The 15,643-nt window shown below is 61.8% G+C and carries 17 protein-coding genes; 6 read left to right on the top strand and 11 right to left on the bottom strand.

Annotated elements, in window-relative coordinates; genetic code table 11:
* Nucleotides 1-7: 7 nt before the first annotated feature.
* From thrC to Q0P52_RS09470, 4 genes are all read right to left on the bottom strand, one after another.
* Nucleotides 8-1,420, bottom strand: coding sequence for a threonine synthase (thrC, locus tag Q0P52_RS09485; protein ID WP_293761152.1), 1,413 nt, complete (start codon nucleotides 1,418-1,420; stop codon nucleotides 8-10).
* A 37-nt stretch (nucleotides 1,421-1,457) separates the two neighbouring features.
* Nucleotides 1,458-1,805 carry a hypothetical protein gene (locus tag Q0P52_RS09480; protein WP_293761150.1) on the bottom strand — a complete coding sequence of 116 codons (348 nt, stop codon included), beginning with the start codon at nucleotides 1,803-1,805 and terminating at the stop codon, nucleotides 1,458-1,460.
* Between the two features lie 43 nt (nucleotides 1,806-1,848).
* Nucleotides 1,849-3,159, bottom strand: coding sequence for a homoserine dehydrogenase (locus Q0P52_RS09475; protein ID WP_293761148.1), 1,311 nt, complete (start codon nucleotides 3,157-3,159; stop codon nucleotides 1,849-1,851).
* Nucleotides 3,160-3,291: 132 nt separating this feature from the next.
* Nucleotides 3,292-4,521, bottom strand: coding sequence for a pyridoxal phosphate-dependent aminotransferase (locus Q0P52_RS09470; RefSeq protein WP_293761487.1), 1,230 nt, complete (start codon nucleotides 4,519-4,521; stop codon nucleotides 3,292-3,294).
* Nucleotides 4,522-4,900: 379 nt separating this feature from the next.
* On the opposite strand from Q0P52_RS09470, the gene Q0P52_RS09465 reads away from it, so the two are divergent.
* Entirely contained in the window at nucleotides 4,901-5,269 is a 369-nt protein-coding gene (locus Q0P52_RS09465) for an Mth938-like domain-containing protein (protein ID WP_293761145.1), read from the top strand.
* A gap of 132 nt (nucleotides 5,270-5,401) precedes the next feature.
* Here the strand turns inward: Q0P52_RS09465 and Q0P52_RS09460 are convergent, their stop codons facing one another.
* From Q0P52_RS09460 to queA, 7 genes are all read right to left on the bottom strand, one after another.
* Nucleotides 5,402-5,755 (bottom strand): carboxymuconolactone decarboxylase family protein, encoded by a 354-nt coding sequence (locus tag Q0P52_RS09460; RefSeq protein ID WP_293761142.1) that lies wholly within the window; start codon nucleotides 5,753-5,755, stop codon nucleotides 5,402-5,404.
* Nucleotides 5,756-5,891: 136 nt separating this feature from the next.
* Complete coding sequence (gene ubiB, locus Q0P52_RS09455; RefSeq protein ID WP_293761140.1) at nucleotides 5,892-7,418, bottom strand: ubiquinone biosynthesis regulatory protein kinase UbiB; 1,527 nt, start codon at nucleotides 7,416-7,418, stop codon at nucleotides 5,892-5,894.
* Between the two features lie 18 nt (nucleotides 7,419-7,436).
* A complete protein-coding gene (locus tag Q0P52_RS09450; RefSeq protein ID WP_293761138.1) occupies nucleotides 7,437-8,015 on the bottom strand; it encodes an SCP2 sterol-binding domain-containing protein in 579 nt (192 codons plus the stop codon).
* Between the two features lie 26 nt (nucleotides 8,016-8,041).
* Complete coding sequence (locus Q0P52_RS09445; RefSeq protein ID WP_293761136.1) at nucleotides 8,042-8,680, bottom strand: LysE family translocator; 639 nt, start codon at nucleotides 8,678-8,680, stop codon at nucleotides 8,042-8,044.
* Between the two features lie 2 nt (nucleotides 8,681-8,682).
* Complete coding sequence (gene ubiE / locus Q0P52_RS09440) at nucleotides 8,683-9,417, bottom strand: bifunctional demethylmenaquinone methyltransferase/2-methoxy-6-polyprenyl-1,4-benzoquinol methylase UbiE (RefSeq protein ID WP_293761133.1); 735 nt, start codon at nucleotides 9,415-9,417, stop codon at nucleotides 8,683-8,685.
* Between the two features lie 2 nt (nucleotides 9,418-9,419).
* Nucleotides 9,420-9,779 carry a DUF971 domain-containing protein gene (locus tag Q0P52_RS09435; protein ID WP_293761131.1) on the bottom strand — a complete coding sequence of 120 codons (360 nt, stop codon included), beginning with the start codon at nucleotides 9,777-9,779 and terminating at the stop codon, nucleotides 9,420-9,422.
* A 7-nt stretch (nucleotides 9,780-9,786) separates the two neighbouring features.
* Nucleotides 9,787-10,812: a tRNA preQ1(34) S-adenosylmethionine ribosyltransferase-isomerase QueA gene (gene queA / locus Q0P52_RS09430; RefSeq protein ID WP_293761128.1), complete on the bottom strand. Its 1,026-nt coding sequence runs from the start codon at nucleotides 10,810-10,812 to the stop codon at nucleotides 9,787-9,789.
* Nucleotides 10,813-11,111: 299 nt separating this feature from the next.
* Here queA and aroQ point away from each other — a divergent pair, with 299 nt between their 5' ends.
* The 5 genes from aroQ to Q0P52_RS09405 all read left to right on the top strand — a co-directional run bounded on the left by aroQ (nucleotide 11,112) and on the right by Q0P52_RS09405 (nucleotide 15,540).
* Nucleotides 11,112-11,561, top strand: a complete 450-nt coding sequence (gene aroQ / locus Q0P52_RS09425; protein ID WP_293761125.1) for a type II 3-dehydroquinate dehydratase — start codon at nucleotides 11,112-11,114, stop codon at nucleotides 11,559-11,561.
* A gap of 34 nt (nucleotides 11,562-11,595) precedes the next feature.
* The gene (gene accB, locus Q0P52_RS09420; RefSeq protein ID WP_293761122.1) at nucleotides 11,596-12,057 is read left to right on the top strand and encodes an acetyl-CoA carboxylase biotin carboxyl carrier protein; all 462 of its coding nucleotides are present in this window, start codon (nucleotides 11,596-11,598) and stop codon (nucleotides 12,055-12,057) included.
* Nucleotides 12,058-12,146: 89 nt separating this feature from the next.
* On the top strand, nucleotides 12,147-13,505 hold the full coding sequence (gene accC / locus Q0P52_RS09415) for an acetyl-CoA carboxylase biotin carboxylase subunit (protein WP_293761119.1): 1,359 nt from the start codon (nucleotides 12,147-12,149) through the stop codon (nucleotides 13,503-13,505).
* A complete protein-coding gene (gene prmA / locus Q0P52_RS09410) occupies nucleotides 13,505-14,401 on the top strand; it encodes a 50S ribosomal protein L11 methyltransferase (RefSeq protein WP_293761116.1) in 897 nt (298 codons plus the stop codon). The genes accC and prmA overlap by 1 nt, the downstream gene beginning before the upstream one ends.
* A complete protein-coding gene (locus Q0P52_RS09405) occupies nucleotides 14,398-15,540 on the top strand; it encodes a DUF3426 domain-containing protein (RefSeq protein ID WP_293761113.1) in 1,143 nt (380 codons plus the stop codon). The genes prmA and Q0P52_RS09405 overlap by 4 nt, the downstream gene beginning before the upstream one ends.
* The last annotated feature ends 103 nt before the right edge of the window (nucleotides 15,541-15,643 follow it).

Below are 15,643 nucleotides of genomic sequence, written 5' to 3'. Positions count from 1 at the left end.
AGCGCGCTCAGACTGCGGCCAGCGTCTCCTCGATGAAGGCCTTTACGCGCGGCGCATCCGCGTCAAACACCACCACTTTTTGCGGCAGCGCTTCAATACCGTCGAAACCGTCCGGACGCGGCGGATCTCGGTCCAGCGCTTCACGGATGGTATCGGCGAATTTGGCCGGCAAAGCGGTTTCCAGGCAGACCACGATTTCGCCCGGCAGACGCGCTTCACGCGCCACCTTGATGCCGTCGGCGGTATGGGTATCCACCACCACGCCGTCTTCTGCGTCCACGGTGCGGATGGTGGCCAGACGGTCGGCATGACTGCTCTTGCCGGAGACGAAGCCGAAGGCGTCGCGGGCTTCGGCCAACTTGTCGGACAGGTCGAAACCTTCGCCGGACTCCACCTTGCGCCACAACGCCTTGACGGCATCGCCGTCGCGGCCCACCAGATCGAACACGAAGCGCTCGAAATTGGAGGCCTTGGAAATATCCATGGACGGGCTGGAGGTAACGTAGGTGTTGGCGGTGCCGCGCGGACGATAAGCGCCGGTGCGGAAAAATTCGTCCAGCACGTCGTTTTCGTTGGTGGCAACAATCAGGCGCGCCACCGGCAAGCCCATCTGGCGGGCGATATGGCCGGCGCAGACATTGCCGAAGTTGCCCGAAGGCACGCAGAAGCTCACCTGCTGATCATTGTTTTCCGTGGCGTTGAAATAGCCTTTGAAGTAGTACACCACTTGCGCCACCACACGCGCCCAATTGATGGAGTTGACGGTGCCGATGTCGTACTTGGCCTTGAAGGCGTGATCGTTCTGTACCGCCTTCACGATGTCCTGACAGTCGTCGAACATGCCGCGAATGGCGATGTTGTGAATATTAGCGTCCTGCAGGCTGTACATTTGCGCCCGCTGGAAGGGGCTCATCAGGCCATCCGGACTCAGCATGAACACCTGGATGCCCCGCTTGCCGCGCATGGCGTATTCCGCCGCGCTGCCGGTATCGCCGGAAGTAGCGCCCAGGATATTGAGCTGGCGGCCCTTGCGCGCCAGCACGTACTCAAACAGATTGCCCAACAACTGCATGGCCATGTCTTTGAACGCCAGCGTCGGGCCGTTGGAGAGTTCGAGAATGGCGATGCCGTCCTGCAGGGTTTTGACCGGCGTGATGTCGTCGGTGCCGAAGGCGGCGCGGGTATAGGTGCGTTGCACGATGTCGCGCAAGTCGCCTTCCGGAATGTCGGTGGCAAACAGGCGGATGATCTCGAACGCCAGCTCGGCGTAAGACAAGCCGCGCCAGGCGTCCAGCTGGGCGCGGCTGATTTGCGGGTAGCTTTCCGGCAGCGCCAGGCCGCCATCCGGCGCAAGGCCCATGAGCAGGATGTCGCTGAAGGATTGCGGGGCCATGCCGCCGCGAGTGCTGATGTACTTCATGGTGGGTTCAACCTGTTGGTGCAAGGACGTCGGGCGCTTATTCGGCGTTGTCCGGCTGCAGGTACTCCGCACAGGCGGCCGAGGCTTCGGCCAAGCGCTTCTTGCCGCGCGGATCATCTTTCTTGATCTGGCCGCTGAGCACCGCCATCACCTCTTCCGAGCTGAAGGTGTTGGCCAGGTGCTCGCTGGCGCACTGACAGTATTTCTGCACCTGCGCTTCGGCGTGATCGCCGGAAGCATCGGGCAACGGCGTGCGCTTGATGCAGCTGCGCAGCAAGAAACCCTGCAGCAGATTATGCTGCCCGGGCGTCAGCGGCGTGGCGCTCAGCGATTGTGTCGCCATGGCGCAGGCCAGACCGAGGCTGCCAAACCAGTACTTGCTCATTCCCTGTCGCCGGACCGCGCGCGGCGGCCCGTCCTCGCTTGAGTTAGTTGCTCAGTTCTTCCATGCGCAGGCGCACTACCTTGCCTTCGACGCTTTCCAGCGCTTCGATGGCGGCGATGGCCTGATTGATGGCCTGTTCCTGCACCCGATGGGTCAGGATCACCACTTCGGCGTTGCCTTCCGACAGCGAACCCTTCTGGATGACAGCCTCGATGGAAATGCCGCTTTCGGCCAGCAGACGGGTGATGTTGGCCAGCACGCCGGCACGATCGGCCGCGCCAATGCGCAGATAGTAGGAGCTGACCACGTCTTCGATCGGCAGAATGCGCAGATCTTGCAATTGATCCGGCTGGAAGGCCAGATGCGGCACGCGATGCTCCGGGTCGGCTGTCAGCAGACGGGTAACGTCGACAATGTCGGCCACCACGGCCGAGGCAGTGGGCAGCGCGCCCGCGCCCGGGCCGTAGTGCAGGGTCTGACCAACGGCGTCGCCCTTGGCCAGCACGGCGTTCATGACGCCGTTGACGTTGGCGATCAGCTGGCTTTCCGGAATCAGCGTCGGATGCACGCGCAGCTCCACGCCCGCGTCGGTGCGACGGGTCAGGCCCAGCAGCTTGACGCGGTAGCCGAGCTCTTCGGCATACTTGATGTCGCGACCATCCAGCTTGCTGATGCCTTCCAGATAACACTTGTCGAACTGCATAGGAATGCCGAACGCCAGCGCCGCCATGATGGTGAGCTTGTGGCCGGCGTCGTGGCCTTCGATATCGAAGGTGGGGTCCGCTTCGGCATAACCCAGACGCTGGGCTTCGGCCAACACTTCAGCGAAGCTGGCGCCCTTCTCGCGCATCTCGGTCAGGATGAAGTTGGAGGTGCCGTTGATGATGCCGGCAATCCACTCGATGCGGTTGGCCGACAGGCCTTCGCGCAGGGCCTTGATGATGGGGATGCCGCCGGCAACGGCCGCTTCGAAGGCCACCATCACGCCGCGCTCCTGCGCCTTGGCGAAGATTTCATTGCCGTGCACGGCCAGCAATTTCTTGTTGGCGGTAACGACGTGCTTGCCGTTTTCGATGGCTTTGAGCACCAGGTCCTTGGCGATGGTGTCACCACCGATCAGCTCCACCACGATGTCCACGTCAGGGTTGTTCACCACTTGCAGGGCGTCGTCCACCACGACGACGTCCGGGCCCACCACCTCCTGGGCGCGAGCCACATCGCGGTTGGCGGCCATCAGCACGCGAATCGGGCGACCGGCGCGGCGGCTGATTTCTTCCGCGTTGCGCTTCAATACGGTGGCGGTACCGCCACCGACAGTCCCCACGCCCATCAGGCCAATATTGATCGGCTTCATGTCAATCTCCTGTGAATCTCTATTATTTATGTCCCGGGCCTACGGCCTCCTTGAAAACGGACCCGAATCCGCTTTCAGGGGTGTCGTCGGGCAAAAGGGGCAGGCTCGCAGCCTGCCCCCGTACAGTCAAGTTCAAGCGGTGCCGTGACGCTGGCGATAGCGTTCGAGGAAACGGGCAACGCGCCCGATGGCCTCGATCAGGTCGTCAGAGTTAGGAAGGAATACCACGCGGAAGTGATCCGGCGCAATCCAGTTGAACCCTGTGCCTTGCACCAGCAACACTTTCTCTTCTTGCAGGAGTTCAAGGATGAACTGCTGGTCGTCCGCAATCGGGTATAGCTTGGGGTCCAGTCGCGGGAAGAGATAGAGCGCGCCCTGCGGCTTGACGCATGTGACGCCGGGGATGTCGGTCAGCAGCTTGTGGGCAAGGTCGCGCTGGCGGGCGAGACGGCCGCCGGCCATCACCAGATCATCAATGCTCTGATAGCCGCCCAGCGCCGTCTGGATGGCGAACTGCGCCGGCACGTTGGCACACAGACGCATGGAGGCCAGCATGTTCAGGCCTTCGATGTAGTCGCGTGCGTGCTTTTTCTCGCCGGACAGGATCATCCAGCCCGCACGATAACCACAGGCGCGGTAGTTCTTGGACAAACCGTTGAACGTGGCGACAAACAGGTCCGGCGCCAGCGATGCCAGCGAGGTGTGCTTCACCTCGTCGTACAGCACCTTGTCGTAGATTTCATCGGCAAACACGATCAACTGGTGCTGGCGGGCTACCTCGATGATCTGCTGCAACAGCGCCGGCGGGTAGACCGCGCCGGTGGGGTTGTTGGGGTTGATGACCACGATGGCGCGGGTGGACGGGGTGATCTTGGCGCGGATGTCTTCGATGCTGGGAAACCAGCCCTGCTCTTCATCGCACAGGTAGTGCACAGCCTTGCCGCCGGCCAGACTCACCGCGGCGGTCCACAGTGGGTAGTCCGGCGCGGGCACCAGCACTTCGTCGCCGTTGTCCAGCAGGGCCTGCATGGACATCACGATCAGCTCGGAAACGCCGTTGCCGATGATGATGTCGTCCATGGACACATTGGGCAGATGCTTTTCCTGCGCGTAATGCATGATGGCCTTGCGCGCTGCGAACAGGCCCTTGGAATCGGAATAGCCGGAGGCGGCCGACAGGTTGCTGATCACGTCCTCGATGATTTCATCGGGCGCGAAAAAGCCGAACGGGGCCGGGTTGCCGATGTTCAGCTTGATGATGCGATGGCCTTCGTCTTCCATGCGCTTGGCGTGCTCAAGCACCGGGCCGCGAATGTCGTAGCAGACGTTGGCGAGTTTCTGCGATTTGTGTACTGGCTGCATGGTGGCCTGTTTTTCCATGGCTGGCCGCCCGCCCGATGGGGTGGCGTTTTTCCGGCGGCGCGGTTTGTTGTCTTTCATGGTTGTCCCTGGGAACCGGCTCAAGGCCTTGCAATTCAGCGGTAGGCGGAACGAAAACCTCCGTGAAAGCACTGCGCCTGCAAAGCATGCGCATTTTCAGGGAGGGCCTCTCTGCTTCGTCACCTTTGCGCGGCAGATTTGAAACCGGTTCTTTGTCTGTCCCGGTCGTGAGCGGACAGCCCCGCCCCTCAACTAATTAGGTCAGGTTATAATCCTATCCCAAATCCGTGGTGCACTGCATGATGATCTTCAGCCGCAGTCGCGCCGCCGGCAGACACCCTCTGGCAAGGACACCCACACCATGAAAATGCATCAGGCCCTGGGCTTGGGAAAGAACCTGTTCACCGGCTACGGTACAGGCCATGTCTTGATCAACGGCGAACAGCACGACGGCCACCTGCTGGTGGCGCCGGACAGCGTGACTGCCTGGGACACCGATGGTTTCGACACGCTGGAAGAACGCCACTTCAGCGCCATTCTGGCGCTGCAGCCGGAGGTGGTGCTGTTTGGCTCGGGCGCCAGCCTGCGCTTCGTGCATCCGCGCCTCTACGCCGCGCTGACCAATGCCGGTATCGGTGTGGATGTCATGGATACGCAAGCCGCTTGCCGCACTTTCAATATCTTGATGGCGGAAGACCGCCGGGTGGTGGCGGCCTTGCTGGCCCTCTAGACCCCTGCCCCAAATCACTCGTGCGATGCATCATGCAAAACGCCGTTCAGCTTGTCGCGTGAACGGCGTTTTTGTTTTTCGAGTGTAAAGCGCGCCCAGAGCCAGGTTGGCCGAAGGCCGCGCAGGGCGCGCTCAGGCGGCGGTTTCGCCGCCAAACTGCTCGTAAGCTTGCAGGGCTTCCGCCGCCGTCATCAAGGATGGACCGCCGCCCATGTACACCGCCACTTGCAGCATTTCCATGAATTCGGCGCGGCTGCAACCCAGATCCACCAGCGCCTTGGCGTGAAAGGCCAGGCAGCCCTGACAGCGGTTGGCGATGCCGATGGCCATGGCGATCAGCTCTTTGGTCTTGTTGCTGAGCGCGGCGTCGGCGTGCGCGGCGCGGCTCATCTGGCCGAAGCCCTTCATGGTTTCCGGGATTTCCTTGCGGAAGTCCGCGAGGGTAGCGCCAAGATCCGCAGCCAGTTGCTTGTAGTCGTGACTCATGTCCAGCTCCTCAGTTAAAATCTGATTTTATATTATATATTTTTATATATTGTGTCAACGCAGCGCCTGCGCTCTCACAAAAAAAGCCGCCCGGGCAAACCGTGGCGGCGTTTTGTCAGCCAGAGAAACAGTCAGCTTACAGCAGGCTTTTGCCCAGCAAGGCCAGCAACAGCAGGGCGATCAGCATCAGCAGGAAGTTTTGTCGTTTCTGCTCGCGCATCAGCTGTATATAACCTTGCACCAAGAGATCGCTGTTGGCCGAAGACAGGGCCTCGTTGAGCTTGCGCGGCAGAGTGGGCAAGGTGGTGGCCCATTGCGGCGCTTCGTTCTTCAGGGTGCGCAACATGCCGCGCCAACCGATCTGCTCGTTCATCCACTTGGTAAGGAAGGGCTTGGCCGTGGCCCACAGGTCGAGGTTGGGGTCCAACTGGCGTCCGAGGCCTTCAATATTGAGCAGCGTCTTTTGCAGCAATACCAGTTGCGGCTGGATCTCCACATTGAAACGACGGCTGGTTTCAAACAAGCGCAGCAGCACCATGCCGAAAGAAATCTCCGACAACGGCTTCTCGAAAATGGGTTCGCACACGGTGCGCACGGCCGATTCCAGCTCTTCGGCTCGGGTATCCTTGGGCACCCAGCCGGATTCGATATGCGCCGTCGCCACGCGATGGTAGTCGCGATTGAAGAAAGCGAGAAAGTTCACCGCCAGATAGTGCTTGTCCGACTCGGTCAGGCTACCGACGATGCCGAAATCCAGTGCGATATAGCGGCCATCTTCGGCCACGAAAATATTGCCCGGATGCATGTCGGCATGGAAAAAGCCGTGGCGGAACACCTGGGTGAAGAAAATCTCCACGCCAAAACGCGACAGCTTCGCCATGTCCACGCCCTGTTCGCGCAGGCGGTCCACTTGCCCTACCGGCGTACCGTGCATCCACTCCAGCGTCAGCACTTGCCGCGAGGTGTAGTCGTAAAACACTTCCGGCACGATCAGCATGTCCGAGCCGGTGAAGTTGCGCCGCAGCTGACTGGCATTGGCCGCCTCATGCATCATGTCCAGCTCGTCGTGCAGGTATTTGTCGAACTCGGCCACCACTTCGCGCGGCTTGAGGCGCTTGCCGTCGATGAAGAACTTCTCCACCCAGCCCGCCAGCGTCGCCATCAGGGCCAGATCCTGCTCGATCACCGGCTGGATGCCAGGACGCAGCACTTTGACCGCCACCTCGCGCCCCTTGCCGCCATCGGGGCCGCGCAGCCAAGCTTTATGCACCTGCGCCACGCTGGCGCTGGCCACCGGGGTGTTGTCGAAATCGAGATACAGCGCGTCAACAGGCTTGCCCAAGCTTTGTTCGATTACCTGCCGCGCCAGCAAACCATCAAAAGGCGGCACCCGGTCTTGCAAACGGGCCAGCTCATTGGCGTAGTCAGGCGGCAGCAGATCGCGGCGGGTGGACAGCACCTGGCCGAATTTGACGAAGATGGGGCCCAGGCTTTCCAGCGCCATGCGCACCCGCGCCGGCAGCGGCTGGCTCAGATCACGGCGCAGCGGGCACCAGCCAAACAGCTTGTGCACGAAACCCAGCCGGGAATGGCCGGCGAAGAATTCGTCCAGGCCATAGCGATAAAAGGTGGAAACGATTTTGCTGAAACGGGAAATCCGCATGATGAGGAGGCTGTGCCCTTATTCCTTGTTGCCGGCCAGCGCGGCTTCCAGCCGCGCCAGACGCTTGTCCAGCCGCGCAGCGTCATCGCGCAGCGCATCGACGTTCTTGATGAAGCTTTCTACCTGATGACGACCAGCCAGCATGGGCGCTTCTTCGCGCAGATGCTCAATCCAGCTTTCGGCCAACCTCCAGCCGATCTCACCCTTGATGCCGAGCAGGCCGCGCGCCATGCTCTGCAGACGATTGGCGGCCACATCGCCCACCACGCGGGACAAATCCTCCACCGCATCCCATTGCAAACGGGCCAGCAGCCGTCCCACCGCCATGCCCAGCTCGGCATCGCCTTCTATCGTCACATCGCCCAGCGCAGCTTCCTTGCCTTGCAAGGCGGACAGCGCCGCGCCATGGCGCAGGCGGATAACAGCCTCCGGCTGGCCTTCACAAGCGGCCAGCCAGCCTTGGTCCGTCACCACGCCGGTCAGCGCGGCCGGCGGCAGCACGATACCGACGCGCCTGCCGGCATGGCGAGCCAGCTCAGCGCGCAGCGCAGGCTGCTGCCCCAGCAGATGATTGAATACTGCGATGCGCACTCGCATGAATACAGGCTCCTGATTTCCCGCGCTCAGTGGCGCAGCCGGGCAAACAGCAAATTCACGCCCAGCAAGACAAACAACGCGCCGCACAGCTGATCCAGCCGACGGGTCACCCCGCCGCGCTTCAGCCATTGGCCAAGCCGGGCCGCCATCACCGCCAGTATCAGACACCAGACAAGGCCCGTGGCGACAAAACAAAAACCCAGCAGCAGAAAGGACGCCGCGCCCGCGCCCGGCCTCACGAACTGCGGCAAGAAGGCGAGGAAAAACAGCGCCACTTTGGGATTGAACAGATTGGTGAAGAAAGCCTCGCGCAGTACTTTGCCCGGCGCGGCCCTGGCCGGCGTTGCGACGCCGGCTGCTACGCTCGCGCCCGAGGCCCGCAGCATGCGCACGCCCAACCACATCAGATAAGCCGCGCCCATCAGCTTCACCACCATGAAGGCCATGGCGGAGGTGGCCAACACGGCGGACAAGCCAAAAGCGGCCAGCACGGTGTGCCCCACGCTGCCCAGGGCAATGCCCAAGGCCGACAGCATGCCGGCGCGCCGCCCTTGCGCTGTGCTGCGCCCCAGAATGAAAAAGGTGTCCGGGCCGGGGGTGAGATTCAGCAGCGCCCCGGCGGCAACGAAGGCCCACAGATTGGTGATGCCGTCGAGCGCGCCCATGATCAGACCTTGTAGCCCTTGTGTAAGGCCACCACACCGCCAGTCATGTTGTGGTAATCCACCTTGCCGAAGCCGGCTTCCTTCATCATGGCTTTGAGGGTTTCCTGATCCGGGTGCATGCGGATGGACTCAGCCAGATACTGATAGCTCTCCGGATCGCCCGCCACCAGCTTGCCCATCACCGGCAAGGCCTTGAAAGAGTAAAAATCGTAAAAAGGCGACAGCGGTTTCCACACTTTGGAAAACTCCAGCACCATCAGTTTGCCGCCCGGTTTGAGCACGCGGTTCATCTCTTTGAGCGCCGCGTCCTTGTGGGTCATGTTGCGCAGACCGAAAGCCACCGACACCGCGTCGAAGTAGTTGTCCGGGAAGGGCAGCTTTTCCGCATCGGCCAATGACACCGGCAGGATGACGCCTTCGTCCAGCAGACGATCACGGCCCACGGTAAGCATGGAGCTGTTGATGTCGGTCAGCCACACTTCGCCGCTCTTTCCCACCCGCTTGGCCCAACCGCGCGCCAGGTCGCCGGTGCCGCCGGCGATATCCAGCACCTTGTCGCCGGCTTTCACGCCGGAGGTGGTGAGGGTGAAATGCTTCCAGACGCGATGCAGACCTCCCGACATCAGGTCGTTCATCACATCGTACTTGTTGGCCACGGAGTGGAATACCTCGGCCACTTTGCCGGCTTTTTCGCTCTCGCCGACAGTCTTGAAACCGAAATGAGTGGTCTTGTCCATGCTTACTCCCTGCTCGCGCCGGCGGCGGCGAGCCGATTCAGATAATCCTGCCAATGATGTTCCTGGTTCGCGCCCAGTTCATACAGGTACGACCAGCTGTAAAGGCCACTGTCGTGGCCATCGTCGAAGGTAATCTTCAGCGCGTAATGCCCCACCGGCTCCAGTGCCGTGATGCCGACGCTGCGCTTGCCCACCTGCAGCACCTCCTGTCCGGCGCCGTGACCGCGCACTTCGGCCGACGGGGAATACACCCGCAGGAACTCCGCGGGCAGGGAAAATCGCGCGCCATCGTCGAAGGCGATTTCCAGCGTGCGCGACAAGGCGTGCAATACGATGTCTTGGGGGGAGGCAGTGCCGGTCATGAGATCCTCAAGCGTCCTTGCGTTCCAGCAACATGGCGTCGCCATAGCTGAAGAAGCGGTATTGCTGCTCAACCGCGTGGCGGTAGGCGTCGAAAATTTCCTCGTAGCCGGCAAAAGCCGACACCAGCATCATCAGCGTAGATTTGGGCAGATGGAAATTGGTCAGCAGCCTATCCACCACATTGAAGCGGTAGCCCGGCGTGATGAAGATATCGGTTTCGCCGCGGCCGGCGCACAAGACGCCGCCTCGCGCGGCGGATTCCAGCGCGCGCATGCTGGTGGTGCCCACCGCCATCACCTTGCGGCCTTGCCCCCTGGCGGCGGTGATCAGTTGCAGCGTGCGCTCCGGCACTTCATAGATTTCGCTGTGCATCTTGTGCTCGGCGATGTTTTCCACCCGCACCGGCTGGAAGGTGCCGGCGCCCACGTGCAGGGTGACATAGGCCAGCTCCACGCCCCGGACGCGCAGCGCTTCCAGCATGGCGTCGGTGAAATGCAGGCCGGCGGTGGGCGCGGCCACGGCGCCCTTCTCACGGGCATAGACTGTCTGATAGCGCTCGTCGTCGTCCTCGGCCGCGCTTCTCTCTATATAAGGCGGCAGCGGCAGCTTGCCCGACGCGTCCAGAATGTCGAACAGATTGTCTTCCGCCAGAAAGCGCAGCTTGAAGAGTTCACCGGCGCGCTCCACCATTTCGGCTTCCCAGCGTTCGGCAAACAGGATGCGCGAGCCCGGCTTTGGGGACTTGGACGCCCGCACATGAGCCAGCGCCGTGTGATCGTCCAGTACGCGTTCCACTAGCGCCTCCACCTTGCCGCCGCTGGCCTTCTCGCCGAACAACCGCGCCTTGATCACGCGGGTGTCGTTGAACACCATGACGTCGCCCGGCTGGGTCAGGGAAAGAAAATCGGCGAACTGGCGGTCTTCGAGCGACGTGCCCCGGACGTGCAGCAGGCGGCTGCTGCCGCGCTCGGCAGGCGGGTGCTGGGCGATGAGCGCCTCGGGCAGGTGGTAATCGAAATCGGAAAGCTGCATGGAACACACCGGAATCTAAACCGGCAAATTATACCCGCGCGGCCGCAAGGCGGCACGGACTTGTTCCGCAACAGTGAAATTTGAGCAGGATCAACAGCTGGTTGTGAGGGTTTGTAAAAAATTTGCCAACAGAAAAAAACGGGTCCACTCTAGTGCTTTCGCTCGAAACGACGGGCTTTCCCGGCAGCTTTCCGCTACCGGTTCAAATATCAAACATCCGTTTGAAAAGTCACAAAAGCTAGACATCTTGCTGCGAATTGCGGCAAACTCGCGCCCATGTTGAATTCAGGAGCTCAGCTTTGACCGGAAAAATCCTCGTGCTGCACGGACCCAACCTCAATCTGCTCGGGACACGGGAACCACAGCACTACGGCCGGGATACGCTTGAATCCATCAACCAGCAGCTGGCCGCCCAAGCGGCCGCGGCCGGTTATGAACTGCAGGCGCTGCAAAGCAACGCCGAACACATTCTGATCGATCGCGTTCATGCCTGTCTGACCGACGGCACCGCGTTCATCATCATCAATCCCGCAGCCTTCACCCATACCAGCGTTGCCTTGCGCGACGCCATTTCCGGCGTGAAGGTGCCGTTCATAGAAGTCCACCTCTCAAACGTCCACGCCCGCGAACCCTTCCGCCATCATTCGTACTTTTCCGATCTGGCGGTTGGCGTGATTTGCGGTCTGGGCGCTCAGGGCTATGAACTGGCGCTTGCGCACGCCATCCGGCGCTTGTCCGCGCAAGACTGACCCCACAACAAATAATCCCGTCCAAAGGATAGCCATGGATCTGCGTAAACTGAAAAAACTGATCGATCTCGTCGAGGAATCCGGCATTGCCGAACTCGAGGTGACCGAAGGGGAAGAAAAAGTTCGCATCACCCGCGTTTCCGCCAACGCTCATATGGCCTACGCCCAGCCGATGACCGTTGCCCAACTGCCGGCCGCGCCCGCCGCCGCTCCTGCTGCAGCCGCTCCGGCCGCAGCCGCCGCGCCCGCCCCCGCCGACAACAAGAACGCGCTGAAATCCCCGATGGTAGGCACCTTCTACCGCTCGCCCGGCCCGGACGCCAAGGCGTTTGTTGAAGTGGGTCAGAGCGTCAGCGCCGGCGATACGCTGTGCATCATCGAAGCCATGAAGCTGATGAATGAAATCGAGGCCGATCGTTCCGGCGTGGTGAAAGCCATTCTGGTTGAAAACGGCCAGCCGGTGGAATACGGCGAGCCGCTGTTCATCATCGAGTGATTCTCTCTGACAGACGCCAGAGATGACAGGGGCACGACTCGCGTCGGTGCCCCTGTTGCTTGACGCGCCACCCAACGGACGTCCTTATCATGTTTGAAAAGATTCTTATCGCCAATCGCGGTGAAATCGCGCTGCGCATCCAGCGCGCCTGCCGCGAAATGGGCATCAAGACCGTGGTCGTGCACTCCGAGGCAGACCGCGAAGCCAAATACGTGAAGCTGGCGGACGAATCGGTCTGCATCGGGCCGGCCCCCTCCGCCAAGAGCTATCTGAATGTGCCGGCGCTGATTGCCGCCGCCGAAGTCACCGACGCCCAGGCCATTCACCCCGGCTACGGCTTTTTGTCGGAAAACGCCGACTTTGCCGAACGCGTGGAAGAATCCGGCTTCGTCTTCATCGGTCCCCGTCCGGAAACCATCCGCCTTATGGGCGACAAGGTATCCGCCAAAGACGCCATGATCGCCGCCGGCGTGCCTTGCGTGCCCGGCTCCGACGGCGCACTGCCGGATGATCCGGCCGCCATCGTCAAGATCGCCAAGAAGATCGGCTTCCCGGTCATCATCAAAGCCGCCGGTGGCGGCGGCGGTCGCGGCATGCGCGTGGTGCACACCGAAGGTGCCTTGATCAGCTCGGTGCAGATGACCCGCACCGAAGCCGGCGCGGCCTTCGGCAATCCCACCGTTTACATGGAAAAATTCCTGCAGCAGCCGCGTCACATCGAAATCCAGGTGCTGGCCGACGAGTACGGGAACGCCATCTATCTGGGCGAGCGCGACTGCTCCATGCAGCGCCGCCACCAGAAAATCATTGAAGAAGCGCCTGCGCCCGGCATCACCGACGAGCAGCGCGAACGCATTGGCCGCGCCTGCGCGGAAGCTTGCTCCCGCATCGGCTATCGCGGCGCCGGCACTTTTGAGTTTCTCTACGAAAACGGCGAGTTCTACTTCATCGAGATGAACACCCGCGTGCAAGTGGAGCATCCGGTATCCGAATTGATTACCGGCGTGGATATCGTGCAGGAGCAGATCCGCATCGCCGCCGGCGAAAAGCTGCGCTACAAGCAAAGCGACATCGTGCTGCGCGGCCATGCCATGGAGTGCCGCATCAACGCTGAAGACCCGTTCACCTTCGTGCCCTCCCCGGGCAAGATCGAGAGCTACCATCCGGCAGGCGGCCCCGGCATCCGCATCGACTCGCACATCTATCAGGGTTATACCGTGCCGCCGCACTATGACTCCATGGTGGGCAAACTGATCGCCTTCGGCGACACCCGCGACCAGGCCATGGCCCGCATGCGCGTGGCGCTGTCCGAGATTTCCATCTCCGGTATCAAGACCAACATCCCCCTGCATCAGGAGCTCTTCATGGATGCGGCCTTCCAGCGTGGCGGCACCAGCATCCATTATCTGGAAGAGCGCCTGTCGCAGATGAAGAAAGGAAGCGAATAATGGCCTGGCTGCAAGCCACCATCGACGCCGACAGCAGCGTGGCCGAGCGCTTCGCCGACGCCCTGATGGATGCCGGCGCGCTGTCCACCGCCATTGAAGACGCCTTTGCCGGTACCGACCAAGAAGAGCCCATCTTCGGCGAACCCGGCGAACCGGTAGACCGGCTCTGGAGCCGCAGCCGCATCATCACCCTGTTTGATGAAGCGGCCGACGTGGCGTTGCTGATCGCGGCGGCGGCCAATGAATGCAGACTGCCGCTGCCGACCTGGCGCGTGGAAAAGGTGGCCGAGCAGGACTGGGTGCGCCTGACACAATCCCAGTTCGAGCCCATTCGCATTTCCGATCGCCTGTGGATCACCCCCACTTGGCATGAAGCGCCGGCTCCCGAGGCCATCAATCTGCAACTGGACCCGGGCCTTGCCTTCGGCACCGGCAGCCATCCCACCACGCGTCTGTGCCTGCAATGGCTGGACGCCGGCATCAAGGGCGGCGAAAGCGTGCTGGATTACGGCTGCGGCTCCGGCATCCTGGCCATCGCCGCACTGAAGCTGGGCGCGGGCTCCGCGCTGGGCGTGGACATTGATCCACAAGCTGTTCGTTCCAGTCTGGACAACGCCGAGCAGAACCATGTCACGGCCAGTTTCTGCCTGCCGGACGAGAATCCGGCGCAAGAATACGACGTGGTGCTGGCCAATATTCTGGCCAATCCGTTGCGCATGCTTGGCCAGCTACTGGCGAGCCATGTCAAAACCGGTGGTAGAATCGTGCTTTCCGGCATCCTCGCCGAACAGGCCACCGAGCTTTCCGCCATTTACGCACAATGGTTCGACATGGACCCGCCTGTGTTCGACGAAGGATGGACAAGACTGACAGGAACCCGACGCGCCAACGTATGACGTATACGACCCAGTGCCCCAACTGCCAAACCCGATTCAAGGTTAACGACGCACAGTTGTCCGCCGCCAACGGCCTGGTCCGTTGCGGGCGCTGCACCCACGTCTTCAAAGCGCCGGATCATTTCGTCAGTCCGGAGCCGCCCCCCGCGCCGGCACCCCTCCCTCCGTCCGCTCCCGTGGAGACACCGCCTCCCGCACCCGCTCTCCAGCACGACGCGGCCCCCGCCGCCGATCCGGCGGATGATTTCGAGCTGGAAATGCCGGATTTCGACCCCGGCGCCGCACAGGACGCCGCGGAAGAATCTCCGCTGACCACACCGCAGGAAGAACCCGTCGCGCCTTCGGCCAACAGTGAAGCCGAAGAATTCCAGCGTGCGCTGGCTGAAGCGCTAAGCCATCGCCCCGCCGCCAGCCGCGCCACAATAGAACCGCTCACCCCGCCAGAAGACGCACCGCTGCCGGAAGTGTTCGGCAACAATCGTCGCAAGCGCGATGAAGACAGCGCCGATGCGCCAGCCACGGAGCCCGCAGCGCCCGTTTTCGCGCTGGATGAACCGCCCGCTCCCCCGGCCGCCAAGCCGAGGTCGGCGCACCACTACGGCGATCTGGGCCTGGATGAAGAGGCCCGCGAGGAAGACGTCGCACCGCGACGCCGTCACCCCGCCCTGAACATACTGATGGGTGTGCTGGGGATTTTGGGCGTGCTGCTGGTAGCCGGTCAGCTGGTTTATTTCAACCGCACCCGCATTGCGGCGGAAGTACCAGAGATGCGCCCCACGCTGGAAAGCCTGTGCAAAGCCGCGGGCTGCGCCGTCCCCTGGCCGACCGATGTTTCGCAGATCCGCACGGAATGGTCCGAACTTGCCTTCGTGCCTGACCACCCCAACCTGATCCAGCTTTCCGCCACACTGAAGAATCACGCATCTTTTGCGCAGACATATCCGATGCTGGAGCTGTCGCTGAAAGATGCCGACGATCAGGTGCTGATCCGCAAGGTATTTACCCCCAAGGAATACCTGAAAGCCGATGATCTCAAGCTGCAGCACTTCAATCCCAACAGCGAAGTGAAGATCACCATGCGGCTGGACGCCGGCAAGGTGAGAGCCATGGGATACAGCCTTTACTGGTTTTATCCCTGACCGGCACAACTGACGGCCATATGGCAACCTGCGGGTTGCCATTTTCATTTGTACAACGCGCTTGCTTTTCCGCACAGACCGGCCAACCATACAGGACGCACAA

The organism is uncultured Aquitalea sp. (genome assembly GCF_945957525.1).
Lineage (GTDB): Bacteria > Pseudomonadota > Gammaproteobacteria > Burkholderiales > Chromobacteriaceae > Aquitalea.
This window is presented reverse-complemented; position numbering and strand designations above follow the sequence as displayed.